The 24450-nt window shown below is 59.9% G+C and carries 26 protein-coding genes; 11 read left to right on the top strand and 15 right to left on the bottom strand.

The features are described from left to right. The first annotated feature begins 15 nt into the window (after positions 1-15). The 3 genes from M0814_RS23090 (at position 16) to M0814_RS23080 (ending at position 1958) form a co-directional block, all read left to right on the top strand. Positions 16-921: a LysR family transcriptional regulator gene (locus M0814_RS23090; RefSeq protein ID WP_045122621.1), complete on the top strand. Its 906-nt coding sequence runs from the start codon at positions 16-18 to the stop codon at positions 919-921. 55 nt (positions 922-976) lie between these two features. Beyond that, the gene (locus M0814_RS23085; RefSeq protein ID WP_103484055.1) at positions 977-1381 is read left to right on the top strand and encodes a GNAT family N-acetyltransferase; all 405 of its coding nucleotides are present in this window, start codon (positions 977-979) and stop codon (positions 1379-1381) included. A gap of 61 nt (positions 1382-1442) precedes the next feature. Then, a complete protein-coding gene (locus M0814_RS23080) occupies positions 1443-1958 on the top strand; it encodes a hypothetical protein (RefSeq protein WP_103484054.1) in 516 nt (171 codons plus the stop codon). A gap of 1 nt (position 1959) precedes the next feature. Here M0814_RS23080 and msrA read toward each other — a convergent pair whose 3' ends face one another. The 3 genes from msrA to msrB are packed head-to-tail and all read right to left on the bottom strand — an operon-like array spanning position 1960 to position 5050. Continuing rightward, positions 1960-2664 (bottom strand): peptide-methionine (S)-S-oxide reductase MsrA, encoded by a 705-nt coding sequence (gene msrA / locus M0814_RS23075; RefSeq protein ID WP_103484053.1) that lies wholly within the window; start codon positions 2662-2664, stop codon positions 1960-1962. 15 nt (positions 2665-2679) lie between these two features. Continuing rightward, positions 2680-4488, bottom strand: a complete 1809-nt coding sequence (locus M0814_RS23070; protein ID WP_103484052.1) for a cytochrome c biogenesis protein DipZ — start codon at positions 4486-4488, stop codon at positions 2680-2682. 43 nt (positions 4489-4531) lie between these two features. Next, positions 4532-5050, bottom strand: coding sequence for a peptide-methionine (R)-S-oxide reductase MsrB (gene msrB / locus M0814_RS23065; protein ID WP_103484051.1), 519 nt, complete (start codon positions 5048-5050; stop codon positions 4532-4534). Positions 5051-5201: 151 nt separating this feature from the next. Here msrB and M0814_RS23060 point away from each other — a divergent pair, with 151 nt between their 5' ends. The 3 genes from M0814_RS23060 (at position 5202) to M0814_RS23050 (ending at position 8253) form a co-directional block, all read left to right on the top strand. Further along, a complete protein-coding gene (locus M0814_RS23060; RefSeq protein ID WP_103484050.1) occupies positions 5202-5912 on the top strand; it encodes a response regulator transcription factor in 711 nt (236 codons plus the stop codon). Continuing rightward, a complete protein-coding gene (locus tag M0814_RS23055) occupies positions 5909-7429 on the top strand; it encodes a HAMP domain-containing sensor histidine kinase (protein ID WP_103484049.1) in 1521 nt (506 codons plus the stop codon). The genes M0814_RS23060 and M0814_RS23055 overlap by 4 nt, the downstream gene beginning before the upstream one ends. A gap of 119 nt (positions 7430-7548) precedes the next feature. Further along, positions 7549-8253, top strand: coding sequence for a hypothetical protein (locus M0814_RS23050; RefSeq protein ID WP_003227976.1), 705 nt, complete (start codon positions 7549-7551; stop codon positions 8251-8253). A gap of 67 nt (positions 8254-8320) precedes the next feature. Here the strand turns inward: M0814_RS23050 and M0814_RS23045 are convergent, their stop codons facing one another. The 9 genes from M0814_RS23045 to hmpA form a co-directional block, all read right to left on the bottom strand. Next, positions 8321-8812 carry a RidA family protein gene (locus M0814_RS23045; RefSeq protein WP_027612161.1) on the bottom strand — a complete coding sequence of 164 codons (492 nt, stop codon included), beginning with the start codon at positions 8810-8812 and terminating at the stop codon, positions 8321-8323. Further along, complete coding sequence (locus tag M0814_RS23040) at positions 8805-9035, bottom strand: hypothetical protein (protein WP_146774718.1); 231 nt, start codon at positions 9033-9035, stop codon at positions 8805-8807. Before M0814_RS23040 ends, M0814_RS23045 begins: the two co-directional genes overlap by 8 nt. 215 nt (positions 9036-9250) lie before the next feature. After that, positions 9251-10138: a heme o synthase gene (gene cyoE / locus M0814_RS23035; protein WP_003227980.1), complete on the bottom strand. Its 888-nt coding sequence runs from the start codon at positions 10136-10138 to the stop codon at positions 9251-9253. A 10-nt stretch (positions 10139-10148) separates the two neighbouring features. Beyond that, on the bottom strand, positions 10149-10484 hold the full coding sequence (cyoD, locus tag M0814_RS23030; protein WP_003227981.1) for a cytochrome o ubiquinol oxidase subunit IV: 336 nt from the start codon (positions 10482-10484) through the stop codon (positions 10149-10151). Continuing rightward, the gene (cyoC, locus tag M0814_RS23025) at positions 10484-11107 is read right to left on the bottom strand and encodes a cytochrome o ubiquinol oxidase subunit III (RefSeq protein WP_003227982.1); all 624 of its coding nucleotides are present in this window, start codon (positions 11105-11107) and stop codon (positions 10484-10486) included. The genes cyoD and cyoC overlap by 1 nt, the downstream gene beginning before the upstream one ends. Positions 11108-11110: 3 nt before the next feature. Continuing rightward, positions 11111-13138 (bottom strand): cytochrome o ubiquinol oxidase subunit I, encoded by a 2028-nt coding sequence (gene cyoB / locus M0814_RS23020; RefSeq protein ID WP_003227984.1) that lies wholly within the window; start codon positions 13136-13138, stop codon positions 11111-11113. A 3-nt stretch (positions 13139-13141) separates the two neighbouring features. Next, positions 13142-14083, bottom strand: coding sequence for a ubiquinol oxidase subunit II (gene cyoA / locus M0814_RS23015; RefSeq protein ID WP_003227985.1), 942 nt, complete (start codon positions 14081-14083; stop codon positions 13142-13144). 825 nt (positions 14084-14908) lie between these two features. Then, positions 14909-15418 (bottom strand): disulfide bond formation protein B, encoded by a 510-nt coding sequence (locus M0814_RS23010; RefSeq protein WP_003227988.1) that lies wholly within the window; start codon positions 15416-15418, stop codon positions 14909-14911. Positions 15419-15679: 261 nt separating this feature from the next. Beyond that, positions 15680-16861, bottom strand: coding sequence for an NO-inducible flavohemoprotein (gene hmpA, locus M0814_RS23005; protein ID WP_103484048.1), 1182 nt, complete (start codon positions 16859-16861; stop codon positions 15680-15682). Positions 16862-17023: 162 nt separating this feature from the next. Here hmpA and norR point away from each other — a divergent pair, with 162 nt between their 5' ends. From norR to M0814_RS22980, 5 genes are all read left to right on the top strand, one after another. Further along, a complete protein-coding gene (norR, locus tag M0814_RS23000; protein ID WP_103484047.1) occupies positions 17024-18583 on the top strand; it encodes a nitric oxide reductase transcriptional regulator NorR in 1560 nt (519 codons plus the stop codon). A 307-nt stretch (positions 18584-18890) separates the two neighbouring features. Next, positions 18891-19793 (top strand): chemotaxis protein, encoded by a 903-nt coding sequence (locus tag M0814_RS22995; protein WP_003227992.1) that lies wholly within the window; start codon positions 18891-18893, stop codon positions 19791-19793. A gap of 27 nt (positions 19794-19820) precedes the next feature. After that, positions 19821-20279, top strand: a complete 459-nt coding sequence (locus tag M0814_RS22990) for a GNAT family N-acetyltransferase (protein ID WP_103484046.1) — start codon at positions 19821-19823, stop codon at positions 20277-20279. Positions 20280-20427: 148 nt separating this feature from the next. After that, entirely contained in the window at positions 20428-20751 is a 324-nt protein-coding gene (locus tag M0814_RS22985) for a hypothetical protein (protein ID WP_103484045.1), read from the top strand. A gap of 86 nt (positions 20752-20837) precedes the next feature. Continuing rightward, positions 20838-21587, top strand: coding sequence for a YkgJ family cysteine cluster protein (locus M0814_RS22980; protein WP_103484044.1), 750 nt, complete (start codon positions 20838-20840; stop codon positions 21585-21587). A gap of 140 nt (positions 21588-21727) precedes the next feature. On the opposite strand, the gene M0814_RS22975 is transcribed toward M0814_RS22980, so the two are convergent. From M0814_RS22975 to M0814_RS22965, 3 genes are all read right to left on the bottom strand, one after another. Next, positions 21728-23314 (bottom strand): PAS domain-containing methyl-accepting chemotaxis protein, encoded by a 1587-nt coding sequence (locus tag M0814_RS22975; RefSeq protein WP_103484043.1) that lies wholly within the window; start codon positions 23312-23314, stop codon positions 21728-21730. Between the two features lie 150 nt (positions 23315-23464). After that, entirely contained in the window at positions 23465-23704 is a 240-nt protein-coding gene (locus tag M0814_RS22970) for a hypothetical protein (protein WP_064589103.1), read from the bottom strand. A 111-nt stretch (positions 23705-23815) separates the two neighbouring features. Next, positions 23816-24121 carry a type 1 fimbrial protein gene (locus M0814_RS22965; protein WP_103484042.1) on the bottom strand — a complete coding sequence of 102 codons (306 nt, stop codon included), beginning with the start codon at positions 24119-24121 and terminating at the stop codon, positions 23816-23818. Positions 24122-24450: the final 329 nt, after the last annotated feature.

The following is a 24450-nucleotide window of genomic DNA, read 5'->3' as shown; positions in this document are numbered from 1 at the left end:
AAGCAGGACTTGATAATGGACCTGTTGCAGGCAATGAGCGTGTACGTGAAGGTCGTGGAAGCCGGGAGCATGACGGCGGCCGCGTTGCAGTGCGAAATGTCCACGACCATGGTCGGAAATCACCTGCGCGCACTGGAGCAAAGGCTCGGCGTGCAGTTGCTGCAGCGCACCACCCGCCGGCAGCGACTGACCGAATTCGGTAGCGTTTATTACCAGCGTTGTCTGGATGTATTGGGCCTGGTGGCCGACTCCGAACGCCTCGCCGAACAGGCCCTCGACGAGCCGCGCGGCTTGCTGCGTATCACCGCGCCACTGACTTTTGGCGTCGAACGTCTGGCCCCGGCGCTCAGCGAGTTTTCCCTGCAATACCCGCAATTGAAAATGGATGTGGTGCTGACCAACCGCCGTCCGGACCTGCTGGAAAGTGGCCTCGACGTGGCGTTTCGGCTGGGGCATTTCGAGCAGTCGAACCTGATCGCCCGGCCGCTGATCGACTACACCCTGACCGTGTGCGCCTCCCCGGCGTACGTCGCGCGACGCGGCATGCCGATCACCCCGGAAGACCTGCAGCAACACGACTGCCTGTCGTTTGCCTATCCGGCCGGCGATGACTGGCAATCGGTGGAAAAACGCTGGCGCCTCAGCGGCCCGGACGGCGAGATTCTGGTCGACGTCAGCGGCCCGATGCTGATGAACACCTCTGCCGGCCTGCATCAGGCGGCGCGCACCGGCATGGGCATTGTGATGCTGCCGGATGCGCTGGTGGAACAGGATCTGCGCGACGGTAAATTGGTGACGGTAATCCCCGATTACCAGCCACCGAGCCGCCCATTGCACCTGCTGTACGCGCCGGATCGTTATCGTTTGCCCAAGCTGCGGCGCTTCGTCGAATTCGCGATGAAAACCTGGGGCAGATCCTGATTTAGGCTGCGATTGACTATGCTCCGGTGATTGCCGACAAGGATGCTGCCATTCGATGAAAACCAACCTCACCGTACGCGATCTGTTGCCTGCCGAAGTGGAGCCAGTTCGCCTGTTTCTAGGGCAACATGGCTGGGGACACCGAACGGGTTCCAACGACTACTTCGCCCAACTCATCGAAAACTCGCAACGCACTGCGGTCGCGCTGAGCGGCGAGCAGATCATCGGTTTCGCCCGAGGCCTCACCGATGGTTTGTCCAACGGCTATCTGTCGATGGTCGTGGTCGATGACCAGCATCGGCGCGCCGGCGTCGGGCGCGCACTGGTCGAGCATGTCATGGGGGACAACCCCGAGATCACTTGGGTCCTGCGCGCCGGGCGCGAAGGGGCGGAGACGTTTTTTGCCAGTTTGGGATTTGAAACGTCGGTGATTGCCATGGAGCGGCCGCGCTTGAAATAACCGGCGCCGACCATGGCAACCACTATGATTCATCTTCTCTTTCAAGCACGGACGCCAATTGATGTTAATCACTCTGCAAAACACCCCACTGTGGGTTTATGCGGTTTTCCTGGTACTGGTGTATTTCGGGATCAAGGCTCGCGCGCCCAGCCCCAAGAGCCGTTTAGCAATGCTGGTCACACCGCCAGCGTTGATAGCCTGGTCTCTCTTCTCAATAAATCTGACGCTTAACCCAGCCTTGTCCCTCAGTTGCTGGATCGGCGCCCTTTTGCTGGGCGGCGGTACAGCATGGCTGATGTTTTCGGCGCAATACGTGACGCTTGATGATTCGCAAACAGGACTGATCTTGCCCGGCACTTGGAAAGTGTTGATGTTGTACCTGCTGTTTTTTGCCGTGAATTACTACTTTGGCTATCAGGATGACGTGCATCCGGAGCAAGCCTCTGCTCCGGATATGCTGCAGTTCAAAGCTGCAACGTCGGGTTTCGTCTGTGGGTTGATAGGCACTCGTTCGCTGAAGCACTACCGGTTGCTGCGCTTGCTTCAGGCGCAACGCCCGGGATTGACCGCACAATGAATCAGGAGCCGTCTTTCACCAACACCGGCTTATCCTGATAACGCTGCGCAAACAACTGCTTCAACTGCGCCACCTTCGGCATGTCGTTGATCACGATGTACGGATAGCTCGGGTGTTCGGTCAGGAAATCCTGGTGATAGTCCTCCGCCGGGTAGAAGCCGTTGTAGGTTTCCAGTTGGGTGACGATCGGTTTGCTGTAGGCATGCGCCGCGTCGAGTTGGGCGATGTAGGCCTGGGCCACCCGTTGTTGATCGGCATTGACCGGGAACAGCGCCGAGCGATATTGCGTGCCGCTGTCGGGGCCTTGGCGGTTGAGTTCGGTCGGGTTGTGGGCCACCGAGAAGTAGATCTGCAGCAGGCTGCCGTAGCTGACTTGCGTCGGGTCGAAGGTAACTTGCACGGACTCGGCGTGACCGGTGTCGCCTTCGCTGACCCGCTCGTATTGCGCCGTGTTCGCTGCGCCGCCGGCATAACCGGAGACGGCTTTCTGCACGCCTTTGACGTGCTGGAAAACCCCTTGCACGCCCCAGAAACAACCACCGGCGAACACCGCGGTTTCACTGTGCGCCTGGGTGGTTTCGTCGAGGGCTGGTGGCGGGATGACCACCGCGTCTTCAGCGCCGAAAGAGAACGCCGAACACTGCCCGATCACGCCGGCCATGGCGACGCCGAGCAACACCCGTCGCCAGTTGTTTTGAGCTTTCATGTTGCGCACTCCCGATCAGCCGAAGGTGAAGGCGTAAGCCGATACGCCCGGATCAAGAAATTCGATGGTGAAGGTGCGATCCTCCACCTCGTCGGTTTGCCGCACCAATTGGTACAAGCGCTGTTCGGTCACGCGACCGCTGCCATCCGCGGCGACATCGACTCCGTGGGCATCCCCCGGCGCCTGACCGTCAATCGACACTTTGAAGCGCACCGGTTTGCCATCTGCGCCCGGCCCCAGTACCAAATGCAGATCGCGGGCGTGGAAGCGATAGACGATGCGACTGGCCGGCGCACTGGCAGTGGCGCGCTCGGCGCCGACAGCCCACTGGCCGCCGAGGCTCCAGTCATTCAGCGTCAGGTTGGCCGGTGGGTTATAGGTCGCGACCTTGTCAGGCACCAGGCTGGTTTGCGGTACGAAATGTTCCGCACGCTGGTAGCCGACGTAGGTTTCCGGCGACAGCACCTGATTCATGTCCGGGGCCATCTGCACGCCTTGGGCGTCAGCGTTGATCAGGCCATCAGCCACGGTTTTCGCCCCGGCTTCACGCAGCAACTGCTGGATGACCCGCTCCGATTCGGCGTAGTCGCCTTCGCCAAAATGGTGGTATCGAATCCGTCCCTGAGCATCGGCAAAATAATGCGCCGGCCAGTATTCGTTGTTGAAGGCGCGCCAGATCTTGTAGTCGTTATCGATCGCCACCGGGTAGTTGATACCCAGCTCCTTCATGGCTTTGGTGACGTTGCCGACATCGCGCTCGAAGGCGAACTCCGGCGCATGCACACCGATTACCACCAGCCCCTGATCGCGATACTTCTCGGCCCAGGCTTTGACGTATGGCAGGGTGCGCAGGCAGTTGATGCAGGAGTAGGTCCAGAAATCCACCAGCACCACTTTGCCCTTCAGTGCCTGGGCGTCCAGCGGTGGCGAATTGAGCCATTGCACGGCGCCAGTGAGCGGTGGCAACTGCCCTTCGACCGGCAATGTTCCGGGTGCCTTGTCAGCGATTTTCATCACCGCGCCTGTGGCTTTCATGCTGCCGTTCGCCGCGTCATCCACAGCGAGAATCTGCGCCATCATCGTGCCGCTGCCCGCAGGTGATTTGCCGGAGAGTTTGCCCACCAGCGCTTGTTCGATTCCGCCCGTGGATGCGGTCGACAACCGCGCCAACAGCCCGGTATCGAAGCCCAGCGCAATCGCCGCGACACCCGCCAGCATCGCCGCTCCCAACCCACGACGGATCCACTCCCCCGTACCGATCGAGCGCTTCATCAACGCAAAGACCTTACCGCCCAGCAGCAGCGCCGCCGCCAGTGAAGTCGCGGCGCCCGCCGCGTAGGCGAGCAACAACAGCGTGGTGGCGATGCTTGCCCCTTGCAGCGCGGCACCGGTCAGAATCAAGCCGAGAATAGGCCCGGCGCACGGCGCCCAGAGCAGACCCGTGGCAACGCCGATCAGAAACGAGGCGCCGGGACGCGGACGATTGTCCTGGCCTGCGGCTTCGGACAGGCGACTGCCGGCCGAGACCAGTGGCCGGGTCAGGCGCTCGGCGAGACGCGGCAGCAGCAGCGTCAGCCCGAACAGTGCAACGAACAGCAACGCGAGCCAGCGCCCGTACTGATTGACTTGCACCACCCAACCGCCGCCCACCGCCGCCAGCGTGGCGACGAGGGCGAAGGTCAGCGCCATCCCGGCCAAGAGCGGCAAGCCACTCTTGATAAACGGCTGCCCGGTGCGAGCGAAGACAAAAGGCAGAACAGGCAGGATGCACGGACTGACGATCGTCAGCACACCGCCCAGATAAGCGAGAACCAAGAGCCACATGGTGTCGTCCTGTAGAAAGTGAAGATCGAAAAATGGCCATGGCTCATGCCGCCACGGGTTTGAACGTCATCGCCAGGCCATTCATGCAATAGCGCAGGCCGGTGGGTTTCGGGCCGTCATCGAAGACATGCCCCAGGTGTCCGCCGCAGCGCCGACAGTGCACTTCATTGCGCGACATGCCGAAGGAGCGGTCCTGACGCGTGGCCACCGCGTGCTCCAGCGGTGCCCAGAAACTCGGCCAGCCGGTGCGGCTGTCGAACTTGGTCGCCGATGAAAACAGCGCCAGGTCACAGCCCGCGCAGTCGAATGTGCCGTTGCGATGTTCGTTGTTGAGGGGGCTGGTGTAGGCCCGCTCGGTGCCTTCTTCGCGCAGGATGGCGTACTGCTCATCCGAGAGCAGCGAGTGCCATTCACTGTCGCTGTGGCTCACCTCGAAAACCTCATCGGCATGGGCTTGCTCGATCAGTGCGCTGCCCGAGGAAAATTTTGGCAATACACCCGCCACCAGGGCTGCAACCCCCAGCCCGCCGCTCGCTACGAGAATCTGTCGCCGTGAAAACATGGCCGTCTCCAAAAATTCCAGGTGCCTGTCATGGAACACAGCCTAGGCTTGGGTTGATCGCCAAATCCTCACGGGAAGTTAACGAATTCGTGATAACTCGCCCCGAGGAAAACCCGCACAATGCGCTCACTGCGCCGAAGGATTGAGCTTGATGGAACCGACCAGACGCATCCTCGTGGTCGAGGATGACCAACACATCGCCGATTTGATTTGCCTGCATTTGCGCGATGAACATTACGACGTCGTGCACTGCGCCGACGGCGACGAAGGCATGCGCCTGTTGCAACAGGGGCAATGGGATACGCTGATCCTCGACCTGATGTTGCCGGGGGTCGACGGCCTGGAAATCTGCCGCCGCGCCCGGGCGATGGCGCGCTATACGCCGATCATCATCACCAGCGCACGCTCCAGCGAATTGCACCGCATCCTCGGTCTGGAACTGGGTGCCGACGACTACCTCGCCAAACCGTTTTCAATGCTGGAACTGGTGGCCCGGGTCAAAGCCTTGCTGCGCCGGGTCGACGCCATGGCGCGCAACCTGAAAATGGACGCCGGCAGCCTCAATCTCGATGGTCTGAGCATCGACCCGATCACCCGCGATGTCGCCCTCAATGGCACGCGCCTGGACCTCACCCCGCGCGAGTTCGATCTGCTGTATTTCTTCGCCCGACAACCGGGCAAGGTGTTCTCGCGCATGGACCTGCTCAATGCGGTGTGGGGTTACAGCCACGAAGGCTACGAGCACACGGTCAATACGCACATCAATCGCTTGCGGGCGAAAATCGAAAGCGATCCGGCGCAACCGACACGCATCCTCACCGTGTGGGGCCGTGGCTATAAATTCGGCACGGAACAACCATGAAACTGACCCTGTCGCAGCGCCTGTCCGTCGTATTCGCCGTGTTGCTGCTGGTGTGCTGCGGCACCTCGGCATGGCTGCAGGTGCGCTCCAGCAAGATGCACGAGCTGGAAGTGGTGCAAGGCCTGTCGCGGGACCTGGCCCAGCACATTGCCCATGACACGGTGCTGATGGACAGTAATGGCTTGATGCCCGGCGCCGTGCGCGAACTGTTCAGCCAGTTGATGCTGGTCAACCCGAGTGTCGAGGTGTACCTGCTCGACACGGATGGGCGGATCGTCGGCAATGCCGCACCCGAGGGTCGGATGCGACGGGAAAAAGTCGACCTCGTACCGATCAAGCGCCTGCTCGACGATCAGCCACTGCCGATCCTCGGCGATGACCCGCGCAGCGTCGATGGCCGCAAGGTGTTCAGTGCCGCGCCACTGAAGGTCAATGGCAAGCCTGCGGGCTATCTGTACGTGGTGTTGCTCAGTGAAGAACATGATCGTTTCGCCGAACGCGGCGCGACCAGTGCTGCGCTCAATACCGCGTTGCTATCAATCGGGCTGGTGGCGCTGTTGTGCCTGATTGCCGGCCTCACGGCATTCAACCTGATTACCCGGCCATTGCGCCGGTTGACTGAAACTGTCAGCCGCTTCGACATCGACGGTACACCGCAATCTGCGCCCGTCATGCCAGCCGCTGTGGATAAAACCGCTGACCCGGATGAAATCGCTGTGCTCGACGCTGCCTTCCGGCAAATGCAAAACCGCTTAGGGGAACAGTGGCGCTCGTTGACCCGCCAGGATCAGGAGCGCCGTGAACTGGTGGCGAACATCTCCCACGACCTGCGCACACCGCTGGCCTCGCTGCACGGCTATCTGGAAACCCTGTCACTCAAGGACGCCACGCTCTCTGCCGAGGAGCGGCGCCGCTATCTGGGTATCGCTCTCGATCAAAGCCGCAAGGTCGGCGGGTTGGCGCAATCGCTGCTGGAGCTGGTGCGTCTGGAACACGGCTTTGTGCAACCGGTGCTGGAACGCTTCTCCCTGATCGATCTGCTGCAGGACATCTTCCAGAAATTCGAACTGGCCGCCGAAGCCCGCCATGTCGAACTCAAGGCCAGTTTCGGGCCAAACCTGCCGACGGTCTGCGCCGACCTTGGCTTGATCGAACGAGTGCTCACCAACCTGGTGGACAACGCCTTGCGCCATACGCCGCCGGGCGGCGAAATCGAGCTGGATCTGAAACCCCAGGGCGCATTGGTCGAAGTCACGGTTAGCGACACCGGCCCCGGCATCGCCCCCGAGTTGCGCGAAGGTCTGTTCCTGCGTCCGTTCAATATTGGTGGTGCGCGACGCGACGGAGGACTGGGGCTGCGCATCGTCCACCGCATCCTGCAACTGCACGGACGAGACATTCAGTTGGTCGATGTCGCCGGGCGGGGCGCAACTTTCCGCTTCACGCTGCCGACCGATCAGCAAACCGCTGAACAGTGGATGGTGCGCTCGATGAACCTGAACACGCCGGACAAATAATCCGCACCACCGGACTGTTGTTCCGTGACAACGCCGCCCCGCTCCCCTAAATTAACCGGCCTGAAAAAGACCCCGTGCTTTCTCGTCTCAACTCAAGTTAAAAAAGTAGTGAAATTTCAATGTCCGATTTCAACACCGCTGAATCCGTAGTCACCGAATCGTCCAAAGCGGAATACGAAAACTCCATCAATCTTTCACAACACCTTCCACAAGCCAAGATCATCAGCGAGATGGTGCTGGATGCTTTCCAGTCGACCCGCGAAAGCGACCAGATCCGCGAGCTGCGCGCCGCGATCCGTCAGGCGCACGACAGCTTCGATGACGACAAAGCCTACGAGCTGATGGGCGAACTCAAGCGCCTCAAGGACGCCGAGGCTGCCGACATCGCCGCCCTCGAAGACCTGAGCAGCAAGTTCTCGATCGGCCGCATCCTGTCCTGCTTCAAGGACGATCCGGCATTCCAGGAAATCGTCTACGGCCTCGCGCTCAAAGTGCTGAACCAGACCCATCAGGCGATCAGCAACCCGAGCGGCGGCAAGAGCAAAGCCGCCCGCGCCAAGAAAGAAGTCGAAATCTTCACCATCAGCAAGGACGGCAGCAGCGTGACCCTGCCGCTGCGCACGCCGCGCTCGCGTATGAACGTTGACCGTGAAGCGCTGGAGTTCCTCGGTTTCACCTTCGTCGGTGAAGGCGAAGAAGCCGAGTTGGAGGGTGAGACCTTCGTCGACAACGCCGGCACCGAACACGCGATCAACCGCAAGAACATCATCACCGCCCTGCAACAGCAGACCGCATTCGATGGCTACAGCATCGCTGCGCAGTAATCCCGGCACCGACAAAAAAGCCCCGCTCTGAGATTCAGGCGGGGCTTTTTGTTGGTCGGCGCGGCGGTCAGACTTCCGGCTGCACCGCTGCGATCATGTCGACTTCAACCGCGGCGTTCTTCGGCAACTGGTAGACACCGACCGTAGTGCGCGTATGTCGCCCGGCATCACCGAGCACATGGCTGAAAACGTCCGATGCACCGTTGGCCACCTCACTCAGGTCAACGAAGTCCGGGGTCGACTTCACATACACCGTGACCCGCAACAACGCCCGGATCTTGTCCAGCGAACCGACCGCATCGACGATCAGCGCCAGGCAGCGCATGGCACTGATGCTCGCGGCAGCCTGGGCGTCCTTGAGGGTCAACTCCAACCCCACGCGACCGGGATACAGAATCCTGCCATTGACCCGCGGCACCATGCCGCTGATGTACAACTCATCGCGGTGGCGGATCAGCGGCGCGTAATTGCCGCCGGCGGTGTTCTCGCCGTAGATGTCGTAATTCAGCTCGTGTGCCAGGGCAATGAAGCGTTCGTCGCAGGTCATCCTCTCAGTCATTTCGCCCAGCCTTTTGATCGATGCATGAAAAATCGCAGGTTAAGACCGATGAAAATCGCGGATTTGACTCGATGTAGATCATCGGCATAGTTGGATCCAAATCTAGGTCTTTTACTGACTGATAGCAACCTGCCGCCACAATAGCAGCGCCAGCCTTTCTGCGCGCAGCAGCCATCTCCTGAATTCCTTGCATCAATTCGTCAAATAGAACGCGTTTTGCCATCCATCAGCGCCTCAATAAAACCCAGTTGTCGGGTGATCGTAACGAAAGAAAAATCTTCTGGCGGTAGGAGATATCCCCTTTTGGAGAAGGCTCCTTCCCAACTGGCAGAAATTATTGAGTGTTGGAAGTATTCGTTCATGGTTACCTAAATCAGGCCCAACAAAAAACCCCGCACATCTCTCAATGTGCGGGGTTTTTCTTGAAGCCATCCAGCCTTACGGCGCGTACGTCAGCAGCAGCTCGGCCGGCACCTTGAAGTCCAGGGACATCATGACGCTCAGGGCGGTGATGGTGAAGATCGAGAACACGAACAGCTTGCGTGCCCAGACCGTGTCATCCACCGCCTTGTAGCCGGTCCAGGCCATGTACAACCAGTACATGCCCATGGCCGCGGCGACGGCGAGGTAGCTCATGCCGGCGTAACCGCTGAAGGTCAGCATCAAGGTCGCCACGAGGAACGCCAGGATGTAGAGCAGGATGTGCTTCTTGGCCACTTCGATTCCGCGCTTGACGGGCAGCACCGGAATCGATGCGGCCAGGTAGTCGTTGAAACGGAAAATCGCGATGGCGTAGGAATGCGGCATCTGCCACAGGCTGAACATCACCAGCAGGGTCAGTGCGGCCATGTCGAAGCTGTTGGTTACGGCAACGTAACCGATCACTGGCGGCATGGCGCCCGACAGACTGCCCACCAGCGTGCCGTGAACCGACTTGCGCTTGAGGTACAGGCTGTAGAAGCCGACGTAGATGATGAAGCCGATTACCGCGAACAGGGCGGCCAACGGGTTGGCCACCTTGTACAACAAGGCAACGCCGAGAACACCCAGGATGGTCGCGTAGACCAGGGCCAGTTTCAGGGAGATCAAGCCCTGCACCAGCACCCGGTTCTTGGTGCGTTCCATCTTCAGGTCGATGTCGCGGTCGATGCAGTTGTTGAACACGCAACCGGAGGCCACAACCAGGGATGTGCCGATCATGGCGGCCAGGAACACCGCCAGATCTACATGCCCTTTCGAGGCCAGGAAGAACCCGCCTGCCACAGAAAGCACGTTACCGAAAATGATCCCCGGTTTGGTGATTTGGATAAAGTGCTTGAGCGACATCGGGTCTACCTCACTTCGCCATCATGTACGTGTGGATGCTGAACATGATCCACAGCGACAGGCCAACCAGCAGCAGGATCACGATGGCCGTAAAGACAAACGCGATCACGTTGTTACGTTGTGCAATCGAACGGTCCAGGTGCAGGAAGTAGTACAGGTGAACGATCACCTGGATTACCGCGAACAGCAGGACGATTGCCAGCGTGGTCGACTTCGGCAAGGTCGGGAACATCACCAGGCCGAACGGGATGGCAGTCAGGATCACCGACAGGATGAAGCCGATGGCGTACGACTTTACGCTGCCGTGGCCAGCATCATGGCTGTCATGGGAGTGTGCATTAGCCATTACAGAGTCCCCATCAGGTAAACAACGGTGAATACGCAGATCCACACCACGTCCAGGAAGTGCCAGAACAGGCTCAGGCAGCTCAGACGGGTCTTGTTGGTCGCCGTCAGGCCGTGCTTGTTGACCTGGTACATCATGATGCCCATCCAGATCAGACCCGCGGATACGTGCAGACCGTGGGTACCGACCAGGGTGAAGAACGCCGACAGGAAGCCCGAACGGCTAGGACCGAAGCCCTCGGAGATCAGCAGGTGGAACTCGTTGATCTCCATGGCGATGAAGCCTGCGCCGAGCAGGAAGGTCATGAACAACCAACCCAGAACCTGCTGCTTTTTACCTTTGTACAACGCCAGCATGGCGAAGCCGTAGGTGATCGAACTGAACAACAGCAGAGCGGTTTCGCCCAGCACGTATGGCAGTTCGAAGATGTCGTGGCCCGACGGGCCACCGGCGACGTTGTTTACCAGTACTGCGTACACCGCGAAGATCGACGCAAACAGAATGCAGTCGGTCATCAGGTAGAGCCAGAAACCGTATACGGTCATCTCGCCCGAGTCGTGGTGATGGTCATCGTGCCCATGGTCACCATGGGCGTGTCCAACATTGGTCACTAAGTTCGACATGGTTTAAGCCTGTTCCAACGAGGTTACACGGGTGGCATTGGCCGGGATTTTCCCTGCCGCGACCAGACGCTTGTGCTGCTCGGCTTCGATGCGCTCGATCGTTTCAACCGGAACCATGTAGCCCTGGTCGTCACGTGCGGCGTGGATCACGAAGTAGATGACAGTGCCGGCCAGGCTGGCGATCGCCAACCACCAGATGTGCCAGATCATCGCGAAACCGAAGACGGTCAGCAGTGCGCCCATCACCACGCCAGTGGCGGTGTTGTTCGGCATGTGGATCGGTTCGTACTTGGCCGGAGCCTGGTACGCAGTACCGTTTTCCTTGGCTTCGGTGAACGGGTCGATGCAGTCAGCCTTAGGCAGCACAGCGAAGTTGTAGAACGGAGGTGGCGACGAGGTCGACCATTCCAGAGTGTGGGCATTCCACGGGTCACCGTGTTCGCACATGTTCTCTGGCTTGTTGCGGTCACGCACACTGACGTACAGCTGGATCAGTTGGCAGGCGATACCGACAGCGATCATCACCGCACCGAACATGGCAACGTACAGGTACGGTACCCACTCAGGGTTGGTGGTGGCGTTCAGACGACGGGTCATGCCCATGAAGCCCAGTGCATAGAGCGGCATGAACGCGACGAAGAAGCCCGAGATCCAGAACCAGAACGCTGCTTTACCCCAGCCTTCGTGCAGCTTGAAGCCGAACGCTTTCGGGAAGTAGAAGCCGAAACCTGCGATGTAGCCGAAGACTGCGCCGCCGATGATCACGTTGTGGAAGTGCGCGATCACGAACAGGCTGTTGTGCAGAACGAAGTCAGCACCCGGGATGGCCAGCAGTACGCCGGTCATGCCGCCGATGGCGAAGGTCACCATGAAGCCCAGGGTCCACATCACCTGGCTGGTGAAGCGCAGACGGCCCTGGTAGATGGTGAACAGCCAGTTGAACAGTTTCACACCCGTCGGGATGGAAATCAGCATCGTCGCCAGACCGAAGAAGGCGTTGACGCTGGCACCCGAACCCATGGTGAAGAAGTGGTGCAGCCAAACCATGAAGCCCAGTACCGAGATCGCGCCCGAAGCGTAGATCATCGAGTGGTGGCCGAACAGTTTCTTGCCGGTGAACGCCGAGATCACTTCCGAGAAGATGCCGAATGCCGGCAGGATCAGGATGTAAACCTCAGGGTGGCCCCAGGCCCAGAACAAGTTGACGTACATCATTGGATTGCCACCAAGTTCATTGGTGAAAATGTGGAAATCCATGTAACGGTCGAGGGTCAACAGTGCCAGGGTAGCAGTCAGGATCGGGAACGAAGCCACGATCAGGACGTTAGCCCAGGTGCAGGTCCAGGTGAAGATCGGCATGTCCATCAGTTTCATGCCAGGGGTACGCATTTTCAGCACGGTCGCGAGGAAGTTGACCCCCGTCAGCGTCGTACCTAACCCGGATAGCTGTAGCGCCCAGATGTAGTAGTCCATACCCACGCCAGGGCTGTACTGCAGACCCGACAGCGGCGGATAGGCAACCCAGCCGGTCTTGGCGAATTCGCCGACGCCCAGGGACAGGTTGATCAGCACAACGCCGGACACCAGCAGCCAGAAGCTCAGGGAGTTCAGGAACGGGAAGGCAACGTCACGCGCGCCGATCTGCAGCGGCACTGCAAGGTTCATCAGGCCGGTGAAGAATGGCATCGCCATGAAGATGATCATGATCACACCGTGAGCGGTGAAGATCTGGTCATAGTGTTCAGGTGGCAGGTAGCCAGGCGAACCCTCGGTGGCCATGGCCAACTGGGTACGCATCATGATGGCGTCGGCAAAGCCACGCAGCAGCATGACCATGGCAACGATGATGTACATCACACCGATTTTCTTGTGGTCGACCGACGTCAGCCACTCGGTCCACAAGTAGGTCCACTTCTTGAAGTAGGTGATTGCAGCGAACAACGCCAGACCACCGAGCGCGATCATCGAGATGGTGACCATCACGATCGGCTCGTGGAAAGGGATCGCTTCCCAACTTAATTTACCAAACATCGTTTACTCCTCTGCCCCGGCAGCTGAATGCGAATTCGAGTCCATATCCGTTGCCGCCACTTCTTTCTCTTTCTTCTCGTGCTTCAGCGGCTTGCCCGGTTTCATGCCTTCGTACTTGTCGACGATGATCTGAAACAGGTTCGGCGTGACCGAGGAGTAGAGCTCGACTGGATTGTTCTGGCTTGGCTTGGCAAGGGCTGCGTATTCAGCTTGTTCAAGCTGTTTAGGTGCCTTTTTGACTTCACTTACCCAGGCGTCGAAATCTTCCTGAGAAGTTGCGATCGCTTTGAATTTCATACCGGTGAAACCAGCACCGCTGTAGTTGGCGGAAATACCGTCCATTTCAGCGTTGCGGTCAGCGATCAGGTGCAGCTTGGTCTGCATGCCCGCCATCGCGTAGATCTGGCCGCCCAGGCCCGGGATGAAGAACGAGTTCATCACGGCGTCGGAGGTGATCTTGAAGTTGATTGGCGTGTGCGCCGGGAACACGATCTTGTTGACCGTGGCAATGCCTTGTTCCGGGTAGATGAACAGCCACTTCCAGTCCAGCGCAACGACTTCGATGGTCACCGGCTTGACGTCGGATTCAATCGGACGGTACGGGTCCAGTTTGTGGGTCGAAATGTAGGTGATGTAACCCAGGGCGATGATGATCAGAACCGGGATGGTCCAGACGGCCACCTCGATTTTGGTCGAGTGCGACCATTTCGGGGTGTAGACGGCGTCCTTGTTGGAAGCGCGATACTTCCAGGCAAACAGGAAGGTCATGACGATAACCGGCACAACGACCAACAGCATCAGCAGCGTGGCGGTGATGATCAGGTTGCGCTGTTCCAGGCCGACCTGGCCCGTTGGATTGAGCAGGGTCATGTTGCAGCCTCCCAGCAACAACGTGCCGAGCAGCGGCACTAGGCCTAGTAATCTGGGGTACCTGTTTTTACTCATCTCACGACCTCTAAAGCAGCTTGCGCAATGCAGTTGGGTTTTGATCGCCAACACTTCACCCTGCCAAGGGTTGGCATTTTCTTTGGATTGAATAAGGGCCGCCCGTCGCGCGTCAGACGCTCGACAAAACCTTGGGACAGCGGTCAGTTCTTATTCGAATTCGTGGTCAAAGGCCTTGTTACAGACCAATTCCATTTGGTGCGGAAAGTTGGAAGGCACCGACACCTGGGTGTCTCAAAAGCCTTTCGGCCTGCTCGACACCCGACTTCCTGCTCGGTTCCTTATAAAGGCCGAGCAGTGCCGGGAATTCAATGCGGGCGATTGTAGATAGGTAGCGCCCTATACACCATGTCTTATCCCGAAATAATTTTTATCGCTCAGAGCAACAATCCATCACCGTTTTTGCAAAAGTTCCGCATGTTATCGAAATCAATTCTCAACAAAAACACCAAAAAATGTAGGCCTATACACCTCAGTTCAGACAGCTCCGAAGGCTTTTTCCCGGCATCGAATCGGCGCAAAGCCCGATATTCAAAGGCCTCTGGCCATCTGCCAGAGCTTGTTAAAACTGCCTGATCTGGCACATCCGTGCAAAACCAGAAAAATGCCGAAACAGACCAATCCTTTTTTGTAACATTACGCCAATCCGGGTCGCCGAAACGCCCTGCGACAGGGCGCGTGTGACAACATGTCGCACACCTGCCGCACTCTCTGTTGCCGTTCGTCACGGTGATTTCACAAACACTCTGAAATGCAAAACGCCTCGATCGGCTGATCCGCAAATCGAGGCGTTTTCTGTATCGGCCAATCAGCCGAAGAGTTGACTCAGCGCAGTGCTTTTCGGTTACGCGAGGTCAGCAGCGGCACCAGGATCACCACCAGCACGAACGCCACCAACGCCCATTGCGCCAGCGACAGACCGAGGATCGGCGGGTACGGCGTCGAGCAGAAACCGTCGACCTGGAAGCCCAGCGGGAAGATCTTCGCCAACGGCAGGTCGTCGACAATCGGCTGCAATACATCGATGCCGCAGCTCACCGCCGGATAGAACTGGGTGTACACATGATGCCCGGCGACGCCGGCCCCGGCGATCGCGCAGATCACCACCAGCACTTCGAACACCGTGATGCTGCGTCGGGTGCGCATGGCCGCGCCGATAAAGGCGAACAGCGCAATCAGCAGCAAGGCATAGCGCTGCAGGATGCACAGCGGGCATGGCGCCTCGCCCAGCACGATCTGCATATAAAGAGCGCCACCGATCAGCGCCAGACAGATGACCCCCAACAGCACCAGAAAGCGCCGCTCACGTCCCAGTCGAATCGTTTCCTCGCTCATCGCGTTTCCCTTTCAAATCCATGGTTCAGCCGTTGAACGGCTGATGGTTGCCCGCAAGTCTACACGCGGGACATTACGCCGCGCAGTAGCGGGGGAATAAACGATAAGGCGGTTAAGGAATGATTAACCTTTAAACAGAATTTGATAATAGAGACCGCGTAACGGCCTTCGCGAGCAGGCTCGCTCCCACATTGGATCTGCGTCGAACACAAATCCTGTGGGAGCGAGCCTGCTCGCGAATGAAGGCAACCGCGTTTCAGATCATTCCAGAGCAGCCGCCGGCCCGAAGAACTCATAGCGGCTCTGCTGCTCCGGTACACCCAAGGCTTTCAGATGCCGTTTGATCGCCCCCATGAAGCCTTTCGGCCCAAGGAAGTAAGCATCGACATCGCGCTGCTGCGGCAACCATTCACCCAACTGCTCGGCGCTCAGCATCCCGAGCTTGTCCGCTGCCGGACTTACGCCGTCATCTTCGGCGTAGCAATAGAAGCGCTTGAGCTGCGGATGACGCGCCGCCAGACCGTCGACCCAGTCGCGGAACGCATGCACGCTGCCATTGCGCGCGCAGTGGATAAAATGCACCGGGCGTTCGGTTTGCAGCGCTGCTTCAAGCATCGCCAAAGTCGGAGTGATGCCGACACCGCCACTGATCAGCACCAACGGCTTGTCACTGGCCGTCAGGGTGAACTCGCCCGATGGCGGGAACAGCGCAATGCTTGCGCCGACGTGCAGTTGATCGTGCAAGTAGTTGGACGCACGACCACCCGGCTCGCGTTTCACGCTGATGCGGTACTGGCCCTTGTTCGCCAGCGCCGACAGCGAGTAGTTGCGGCGAATCTCTTCGCCATCGAGGATCAACTTCATGCCGATGTACTGGCCCGGCTGCGCAGCAAGGATCGGACCTTTGTCCGCCGGTTCGAAGTAGAACGAGATGATCTCCGCGCTCTCCTCGACCTTGTCCACCACGATGAACTCCCGCGCCCCGCGCCAGCCGCCGACCGCTTGTTCTTTCTGGTCGTAGATCGCCGTCTCCGCGCCGATCAGAATCTCGGCCAGTTGCCCGTACGCCGCGCCCCATGCGCTCATGACCTCAGGCGTGGCGATCTCGTCGCCGAGCACTTCGGAGATGGCGCGCAGCAGGCAGGTGCCAACAATCGGGTAGTGCTCCGGGAGGATTTGCAGGGCGACGTGCTTGTTGATGATCTTCGCCACGAGATCGCCCAACTGGTCGAGCTGATCGATGTGCCGCGCATACATCAACACGCCGTTGGCCAGAGCACGCGGCTGGTCGCCACTGGCCTGGTGCGCCTGGTTGAACAGTGGACGTACCTCAGGGTATTCGGCGAGCATCATGCGGTAGAAGTGGGTGATCAGCGCTTCACCGCCGCTTTCCAGCAGAGGCACGGTGGATTTGACGATGGCACGATCCTGGACGCTAAGCATAAGAGTGACTCCTGAGCTTTTTGAGAATTACCTTAGGCTTATCAGTTTTCGTGCCAGATTATTTATCGTTATAAATCAATGGCTTATTTTTTGAGTAGTCATTTAGACTCAAAGCCCCTTATAGTCATATCGACTACATAGAGTCTCTTTGACTACAAGACCATGACCGCCAAATCCCTGCTCACCGCTCTACTGCCGCTGGTCTCCGACCTGTCCCGCGAACTGCCCGAAGGCGAGCGCTATCGACGCCTGCTCGAAGCCCTGCGCGCCCTGCTGCCATGCGACGCCGCCGCGTTGCTGCGCCTCGACGGCGAATGGCTGGTGCCATTGGCGGTGGATGGATTGAGCACCGACACCCTCGGCCGACGCTTCAAAGTCAGCGAACACCCACGTTTTGCCATCCTGCTTGAGGGCGCCGGGCCGACCCGGTTCGCCGCCGACAGCGACTTGCCCGATCCTTACGATGGCCTGGTCGATGGTCTGGGCGATCACCTCGAAGTCCATGACTGTCTCGGTTGCCCGCTGTTCGTCGAGGAAAAACTCTGGGGCCTGATTACCCTTGATGCGCTCGACCCGGAGCGTTTCGAGCCGATCGAACTCGACGCTTTGCAAGCCTTCGCCAGCCTCGCTTCGGCCACGGTCAACGCCGCCGAACGCATCGAACGCCTGGCGCTGCGTGCCGAAGACGAGCACCAGCGCGCCGAGGTCTACCGCCAGGCCAGCGGCCAGCAGCCGCGCGAAATGATCGGCCAGAGCAAGGCGCACAAACGCCTGGTGGAGGAAATCAATCTGGTCGGCGGCAGCGACCTGACCGTGCTGATCACCGGCGAAACCGGGGTCGGCAAGGAACTGGTGGCGCAGGCGATCCACGCCGCCTCCCCGCGCGCCGACAAACCGATCATCAGCCTCAACTGCGCCGCCCTGCCCGACACCCTGGTCGAGAGCGAACTGTTCGGCCACGTGCGCGGTGCCTTTACCGGCGCTACCAGCGACCGCCGCGGCAAGTTCGAACTGGCCAATGGCGGCACGCTGTTTCTCGATGAAGTCGGCGAACTGTCGCTGACCGTGCAGGCCAAATTGCTGCGCGTGCTGCAAAGCGGCCAGTTGCAGCGGCTTGGCTCGGACAAGGAACATCAGGTCGACGTGCGCCTGATCGCCGCGACCAACCGCGATCTGGCCGAAGAAGTGCGCAGCGGCCGTTATCGCGCCGACTTCTATCACCGCCTGAGCGTGTACCCGCTGCGGGTCCCGGCGCTGCGCGATCGCGGCCGCGATGTGTTGCTGCTCAGCGGCTTCTTTCTGGAACAGAACCGCTCGCGCATGGGCCTCAACAGCCTGCGCCTGAGCAGCGACGCCCAGGACGCGTTGCTCGCCTACACTTGGCCGGGCAACGTGCGCGAGCTGGAACACTTGATCGGGCGCAGCGCACTGAAAGCGCTGGGCAATTGCAAGGTAAGGCCGAAGATTCTCAGTTTGAGCGCGGTGGATCTGGATCTGCCGCGTGAGGTTGTGGATAACTCGACTGAGCCTACTGCCAATATTTTAGCGGTGGCACCGTTGATCAATGGCGACTTGCGCAGCGCCACTGAGGAGTATCAGCGCCGCTTGATCAGTGCGGCGCTGGAACGCAATCAGGACAACTGGGCGAGTGCGGCGCGGGAGTTGGGCCTGGATCGGGCGAATCTTGGGCGGATGGCCAAGCGGTTGGGGATGAAGAGCTAAAAGCATACCCTCACCCTAGCCCTCTCCCGGAGGGAGAGGGGACTGATTGGGGGATATTCAAGAATTCCGCCGACGTGAGAGATCTGTACTGAATCCATAATCGACTCGGTCATTCAGGTCGATGTACAGCGCCAGACACCTCGTTCGGCCCCCTCTCCCTTCGGGAGAGGGCTGGGGTGAGGGGCTTTGGATCTGCCGCCAGCCGATAACCGACCTAAAGCCCACCCCGTTAACGCCGATAACCCGGCATCAATAGTTTCTGGCGATTTGCACCCTCGCCCATCACCTTTTTCCACAGAAGGTTTTTATGTCTTCCAACAAAGCCCGCGCAGATTCACTTTCGCTTCTGCTGTTTACCTTGCGCAGCGGCAAGCTGATGGCGATCAACCTGCTGAAAGTCAGTGAAATCATTCCCTGCCCGCCGCTGACCAAAATGCCGGAGTCGCATCCGCACGTCAAAGGCATTGCCACGCTGCGCGGCGCGTCGCTGTCGGTGATCGACCTCAGCCGCGCGATCGGCGAGCGACCGCTGGAAGACCCGAACGGCGGCTGCCTGATCGTCACCGACGTCAGCCGCTCCAAGCAGGGTCTGCACGTTCAGGCAGTGAGCAAAATCGTCCATTGCCTGACCACCGACATCAAGCCACCGCCATTCGGCTCCGGCGGCTCGCGCGCCTACATTACCGGCGTGACGTCGGTCGACGGCACACTGGTACAAGTGCTCGACATCGAGAAAGTCATCCACAGCATCGCCCCGGCGCAGATCGAGATGGCCCCGACCGACCTGAGCATGGAAGATGCCGAAGTCCTGGGCAACGCAAGGATTCTGGTGGTCGACGACAGTCAGGTGGCGCTGCAGCAATCGGTGCATACCCTGCGCAATCTCGGTCTGCAATGCCACACTGCGCGCAGTGCCAAGGAAGCCATCGACTGCCTGCTGGATCTGCAAGGCACCGCGCAGCAGATCAACCTGATCGTTTCCGACATCGAAATGTCCGAGATGGACGGCTACGCCTTCACCCGCACCCTGCGCGAGACGCCGGACTTCGCCCACCTCTACGTGCTGCTGCACACCTCGCTCGACAGCGCGATGAACAGCGAGAAAGCGCGCCTGGCCGGGGCCAACGCGGTGCTGACCAAGTTCTCCTCGCCGGAACTGACGCAGCGGCTGATCGAAGCGGCCAAACACGTCGCCGCCAACGGTCACTGAGTCTTGGGCCAGACGTACTGCTTTTTGATGCGGCGCGACCTTCGCCAAGACGTGCCGCCGATCCACTGGCCGGAAGGCATTGAGCTGAGCACTTATCGCCCGGAACTGGCGGCAGCGGTGCATCAGCTGATGCAACTCGGCTACCGTGAGGGCGGCGGTCGGGTGCCGGCACTGGAGGAATGGCAGCTGCGCTTCGAGAGCGATCCCGAATACGACCCGGCGCTGTGTTTCATTGCCAGCGATGCCGAAGGCGTGATCGGCGTGGCGCAGTGCTGGACCAGCTCGTACATCAAGAACCTGGTGGTGCACCCACGTGCTCAGGGCCGAGGTTTGGGTCGGGCATTGCTGCTGAATGCATTCAAGGTGTTTCAGCAAAAGCGCGAAGGATTTGTCGATCTGAAGGTGCTGGAAGACAACCTGCGGGCGCAGCGTTTGTATGAGAGTGCCGGGATGTATGTGGTTCGCCGGGAATTGGTGCCAGACTGAAAGTTCGTCATCGCGAGCAGGCTCACTCCTACAGGGGAAACGCATTCCAAAATGTAGGAGTGAGCCTGCTCGCGATGAGGCCATCACTGACAACTTTTCACCCCTGACAGACTCCAACTTTGGCCACCCACGACCAAGGACGCCCACGATGAAAGCCCTCACCCTAAGCCTGCTCTGCCTCACCGCCCTCGCCTCCCAGGCTCACGCCTCCAGTCCCGACGCCTGGGCCGCGTACGACAAAACCGTACTCGCCAGTTGCACCAAGGCCAGCGGCCTCAAAGACGCCAAACCGGTCGGCACCCCCGCGCAATTCGATGACCGCGTCGGCTATACCGCCGTGCTGCTGCAAGGCCAATACCCGCAAAAACACATGAAAGGCCAGCAAGGCACCGAGCTGTGCCTGTACAGCAAAACGTCGAAAACCGCCTTCGTCACCGAGTGGGACTCGGTCCGTCCGACCGCGAAGCCTTGAGGGCTGGCGCACAACTTGCTTCGATCAGCCTCAGCCTGGCGACTTTACGTCGCCGTTTCACACTCTGATTGAAGATTGATCGTGCAATGAATACGACGTTTTCCTGCGTCGGTTGCGGCAAATGCTGCACCGACCACCATGTGCCCCTGACCCTCGCCGAAGCCCGCATGTGGGCGGCGGATGGCGGTCAGGTGATCGTGCTGGTGGAGGCCTTTCTCGGCAACGGCCTGGGCCTGCCGGCGCAGCAGCGTGAACACGCCGAACGGCGTTCCGCGGTAGTGCGCAGCGGTACCACCGAGGCCCACGTGGCAATCACCTTCGCCGCCTACAACGTCGGTCGCTGCCGGAATCTTGACGAAGACAACCTGTGCCGGATTTACGAACGCCGGCCGTTGGTGTGCAGGATTTATCCGGCAGAAATCAATCCGCACATCCCGCTCAATCCTGCGGCCAAGGATTGCCCCCCCGAGTCGTGGCAACAGGGGCCACTGCTGATTGTCGGCGGGGAGCTGGTCGATCAGGCACTGCTGGAGTTGATCCAGCGTTCGCGTCAGGCCGATCGCGATGACATCCGGATCAAGGATGCGATCTGCGCCGCACTGGGGATTCGCACCACAGCGCTCAAGGGCGATGGGTTTACCGCATATTTGCCGGAGATGGGCGCGTTTGCGGCTGTGATCGATCAGGTTTGCGCACAGCCTCTGAACACAGAATCCAGTGAATGGCTGTTTCATTTGTCCGGGGATGATGTGGCCGGGCAGTTGCTCGCAGCCGGGGCTCAGGTGGTGACGGAGCCGGCGCAGACGTATGCGTTTATTTCGCTGCGGGCGGCTTGATCCGGATTTTGTACTGCCTGCAGTGGCCCCTTCGGGAGCAAGCCCCCTCCCACAGGAATCTGAGTTGTACACAGAATAAATGATCACCCCATACACCTGTGGGAGGGGGCTTGCTCCCGAAGGGGCCGGGACAGGCTGCATCAATCTCGAACCTGCCGCCGCCCCCAGAACTCTCTTGCCAGCAACCGCAAATCCCCCGCCAACCCCGCCACATCTTCGGAATTGCGCTGACTCTGCCGCCCCTCATCCACCGTCAATTCCGACGCCGTGCGAATGCTGACGATGTTGCGATTAATGTCCTCGCTCACCGCACTCTGCTGCTCCACCGCCGCGGCAATCTGCAGGCTCATCTCGGTGATCTGCTCGACCCGCTCGCTGATCCCGTCCAGTGCCCGCGCCGCGCGCTGTGCCTGTTCGACGCTGTTATCCACATGCTCGCTGCTCTGCTGCATCACCCGCACCGCATCGCGCGCGCCGTTTTGCAGGGTGCTGATCATCCGCTGAATCTCGTTGGTCGATTGCTGCGTGCGTTGCGCCAGTCCGCGCACCTCATCCGCCACCACGGCAAAACCACGCCCGGCATCGCCAGCGCGCGCCGCTTCGATCGCCGCATTGAGCGCCAGCAGATTGGTCTGCTCGGCGATGCTGCAGACCACCTCCAGCACCCCGGAAATCTCGCTGCTGTGGCCTTCGAGCTGATGAATCACCTCGGTCGCCCGCCGTAATTCCTCGGCCAGACGCAACACCGCGCTGCGACTCTCGCCCACCAGCCAATGCCCCTCGCGCGTTTCCGTGCCAGCCATGTCCGCCGCCACCGAGGCCTGCTGCGCATGGCTGGCAACCTGCGCGACACTCGCGGCCATCTGATGAATCGCCGCCGCCACCTGATCGGTTTCGGCCTGCTGGGCCAGCGAACTGCTGTGGCTGCTTTGCAGATGATCAACCAGTTGCGCCGCGTGCCCGGCCAACTGCTGCGAAGCATCCCCCATGCGCCCGACCACCGCGCCGACCTGCGCCTCGATCATCTGCAGGGCGAACTCGATCTGGCCGATTTCATCGCGGCGCCCGGTGTAAATGCTCTGGCTCAACGGATTGTCCGCAACCTGCCGCGCCCGCTCGGTCAGGCGTTCCAGCGGCCGCAAAATCCAGCGCACGCCCAACGCGCAAAGACTGCTGCCGGCGACAAACGCCACTCCATCAATCCACGCCGACTCCGGGCGCAACCAGGCCTCGATCCCCAACACCAGACCCAGCAACGTGCTGCCCAACGCCGTGATCCTGCCGCGCAGCCCCAGGCTCGGCAGCCGAAGCACCGGACGCTCGTCGCGCAACTGCGCATATGCTCGCTCCGCCGCAGCTACGAGCCGCGCATCAGGCCGGGTGCGCACCGACTGATACTCCACCGCCACACCGCTCTGCGTAACCGGCGTGACATACGCGCTGACCCAATAATGATCGCCATTCTTGCAACGATTCTTCACCAGCCCCATCCACGAACGCCCGCTCTTGAGCGTCTGCCACATATGCGCAAACGCCTGCGCCGGCATGTCCGGGTGACGCAACAAGTTGTGTGGCGTGCCGAGCAATTCGTCGCGGCTATAACCGCTGATCCTGATGAAATCGTCGTTGGCGTAGGTGATCGCGCTGGTCAGATCGGTGGTCGAAAGAATGTTCGCATCGTGCGCCACATCGACGTTACGGCCGGTGACCGGGAGATTGATCTTCATGCAATAGCGCGCTCGTTTTATTGGAAGAGTCGGCAGGGCTGCTGACTCTAAGCGCACCAATTGGTCAAATATTGATCTGGCTCAGGATCTGAGCACTTAGCCATCACTGCGACCGAAAATCGCAGTCGATGGCTGAAGGCGGGATGAAACTCAGCGCTTGCCCATCGAACGACGGGTACCCGGCGGCGCCATGCCTGGGGTCTTGGTGTGGCCATTCTTGGCGCCGTTCTTGTACCACGGCTGATTCGAACCCTTGGCCGCCGCCAGTTCACCCGGTTTGAACGGGAACTTGAAAGCCGGAATCTCGGGTTTGCTCTCGCTGGCGTCAGCCAGTTCAGCCGGGACATCGCTCACAGCGTCGTCAACCGGCGGTTGGGTCGGGGAAGTCATAAAAGCTCCGCAAAGCAAAAAGTCGGGCCCGAACAGTGAGCCGCGAAGGCGCGCAGTATACCTGCGCGCCCAGACTCGGCACCTGAAGATTTGCACCGCTCGCCGAACGGTTTACAGGTAAGTGATGGTGACGATGCCTTTATCGCTCGACATCTTCAGCGCTTGATAGGTCATGGAAAACGGCAGCGACTGATGACTGCAAGCGTTGCGATAGGTATCCACATCGACTTGCAGACCCGGTTTGATTTCAACCTGCCGCGACACATCGGCGCCCAACGACCCGGCACGCTCCACCGCACAACCGGAATCGACAATCTGCCCGGTGAAACGGATCTCGCCGGAAGTCGATTGCGGCGCGGCACAGACTGCCAATGGAAGCAAAACAAGCACACTCGCCAAAGCGGTTTTCAGATTCATTGCACGACACTCCCGAAGAGGCCCGCTCAATTTGACGGCCGGGCTGTACAACGTTTATCCGCGGGTGGGGGCGGATCTTTAGGAGCGTAGATGTTGCGAGGCACAAACGTTCCGATTTAGAGATATTGGGTGGTGGAATTGGGGGGGTGGTCACGGTTTTGAATGGCGGTGGCAGGACTGTCATCATCGCCAGCAGGCTGGCTCCTACAGTTGGAATGGGTGTGGTCAGGTGGAGAGCGGTCGGCTGTCAGGCCGCCTTCGCGAGCAAGCCCGCTCCCACAGTTGGAATGGGTGTGGTCAGGTGGAGAGTGGTCGGCTGTCAGGCCGCC

Source organism: Pseudomonas sp. MWU12-2020 (assembly GCF_023100605.1).
Lineage (GTDB): Bacteria > Pseudomonadota > Gammaproteobacteria > Pseudomonadales > Pseudomonadaceae > Aquipseudomonas > Aquipseudomonas fluorescens_H.
The sequence above is the reverse complement of the archived record's forward strand: the minus strand, read 5'-3'. Positions and strand labels throughout refer to the sequence as shown.

Bases quoted from the DNA above. Each gene is read 5' to 3' on its own strand.
- M0814_RS23085 (WP_103484055.1), top strand. From the start codon at position 977: ATGAAAACCAACCTCACCGTACGCGATCTGTTGCCTGCCGAAGTGGAG.
- msrB (WP_103484051.1), bottom strand. From the start codon at position 5,050: ATGTTTTCACGGCGACAGATTCTCGTAGCGAGCGGCGGGCTGGGGGTT.
- M0814_RS22995 (WP_003227992.1), top strand. From the start codon at position 18,891: ATGTCTTCCAACAAAGCCCGCGCAGATTCACTTTCGCTTCTGCTGTTT.
- norR (WP_103484047.1), top strand. From the start codon at position 17,024: ATGACCGCCAAATCCCTGCTCACCGCTCTACTGCCGCTGGTCTCCGAC.
- M0814_RS23045 (WP_027612161.1), bottom strand. From the start codon at position 8,812: ATGACTGAGAGGATGACCTGCGACGAACGCTTCATTGCCCTGGCACAC.
- M0814_RS22990 (WP_103484046.1), top strand. From the start codon at position 19,821: ATGCGGCGCGACCTTCGCCAAGACGTGCCGCCGATCCACTGGCCGGAA.
- M0814_RS23060 (WP_103484050.1), top strand. From the start codon at position 5,202: ATGGAACCGACCAGACGCATCCTCGTGGTCGAGGATGACCAACACATC.
- M0814_RS22975 (WP_103484043.1), bottom strand. From the start codon at position 23,314: ATGAAGATCAATCTCCCGGTCACCGGCCGTAACGTCGATGTGGCGCAC.
- M0814_RS23080 (WP_103484054.1), top strand. From the start codon at position 1,443: ATGTTAATCACTCTGCAAAACACCCCACTGTGGGTTTATGCGGTTTTC.
- cyoA (WP_003227985.1), bottom strand. From the start codon at position 14,083: ATGAGTAAAAACAGGTACCCCAGATTACTAGGCCTAGTGCCGCTGCTC.
- M0814_RS23070 (WP_103484052.1), bottom strand. From the start codon at position 4,488: ATGTGGCTCTTGGTTCTCGCTTATCTGGGCGGTGTGCTGACGATCGTC.
- hmpA (WP_103484048.1), bottom strand. From the start codon at position 16,861: ATGCTTAGCGTCCAGGATCGTGCCATCGTCAAATCCACCGTGCCTCTG.
- M0814_RS23090 (WP_045122621.1), top strand. From the start codon at position 16: ATGGACCTGTTGCAGGCAATGAGCGTGTACGTGAAGGTCGTGGAAGCC.
- cyoD (WP_003227981.1), bottom strand. From the start codon at position 10,484: ATGGCTAATGCACACTCCCATGACAGCCATGATGCTGGCCACGGCAGC.
- M0814_RS22980 (WP_103484044.1), top strand. From the start codon at position 20,838: ATGAATACGACGTTTTCCTGCGTCGGTTGCGGCAAATGCTGCACCGAC.
- M0814_RS22970 (WP_064589103.1), bottom strand. From the start codon at position 23,704: ATGACTTCCCCGACCCAACCGCCGGTTGACGACGCTGTGAGCGATGTC.
- M0814_RS23010 (WP_003227988.1), bottom strand. From the start codon at position 15,418: ATGAGCGAGGAAACGATTCGACTGGGACGTGAGCGGCGCTTTCTGGTG.
- cyoE (WP_003227980.1), bottom strand. From the start codon at position 10,138: ATGTCGCTCAAGCACTTTATCCAAATCACCAAACCGGGGATCATTTTC.
- M0814_RS23040 (WP_146774718.1), bottom strand. From the start codon at position 9,035: ATGGCAAAACGCGTTCTATTTGACGAATTGATGCAAGGAATTCAGGAG.
- M0814_RS22985 (WP_103484045.1), top strand. From the start codon at position 20,428: ATGAAAGCCCTCACCCTAAGCCTGCTCTGCCTCACCGCCCTCGCCTCC.
- M0814_RS23055 (WP_103484049.1), top strand. From the start codon at position 5,909: ATGAAACTGACCCTGTCGCAGCGCCTGTCCGTCGTATTCGCCGTGTTG.
- cyoC (WP_003227982.1), bottom strand. From the start codon at position 11,107: ATGTCGAACTTAGTGACCAATGTTGGACACGCCCATGGTGACCATGGG.
- M0814_RS23050 (WP_003227976.1), top strand. From the start codon at position 7,549: ATGTCCGATTTCAACACCGCTGAATCCGTAGTCACCGAATCGTCCAAA.
- M0814_RS22965 (WP_103484042.1), bottom strand. From the start codon at position 24,121: ATGAATCTGAAAACCGCTTTGGCGAGTGTGCTTGTTTTGCTTCCATTG.
- msrA (WP_103484053.1), bottom strand. From the start codon at position 2,664: ATGAAAGCTCAAAACAACTGGCGACGGGTGTTGCTCGGCGTCGCCATG.
- cyoB (WP_003227984.1), bottom strand. From the start codon at position 13,138: ATGTTTGGTAAATTAAGTTGGGAAGCGATCCCTTTCCACGAGCCGATC.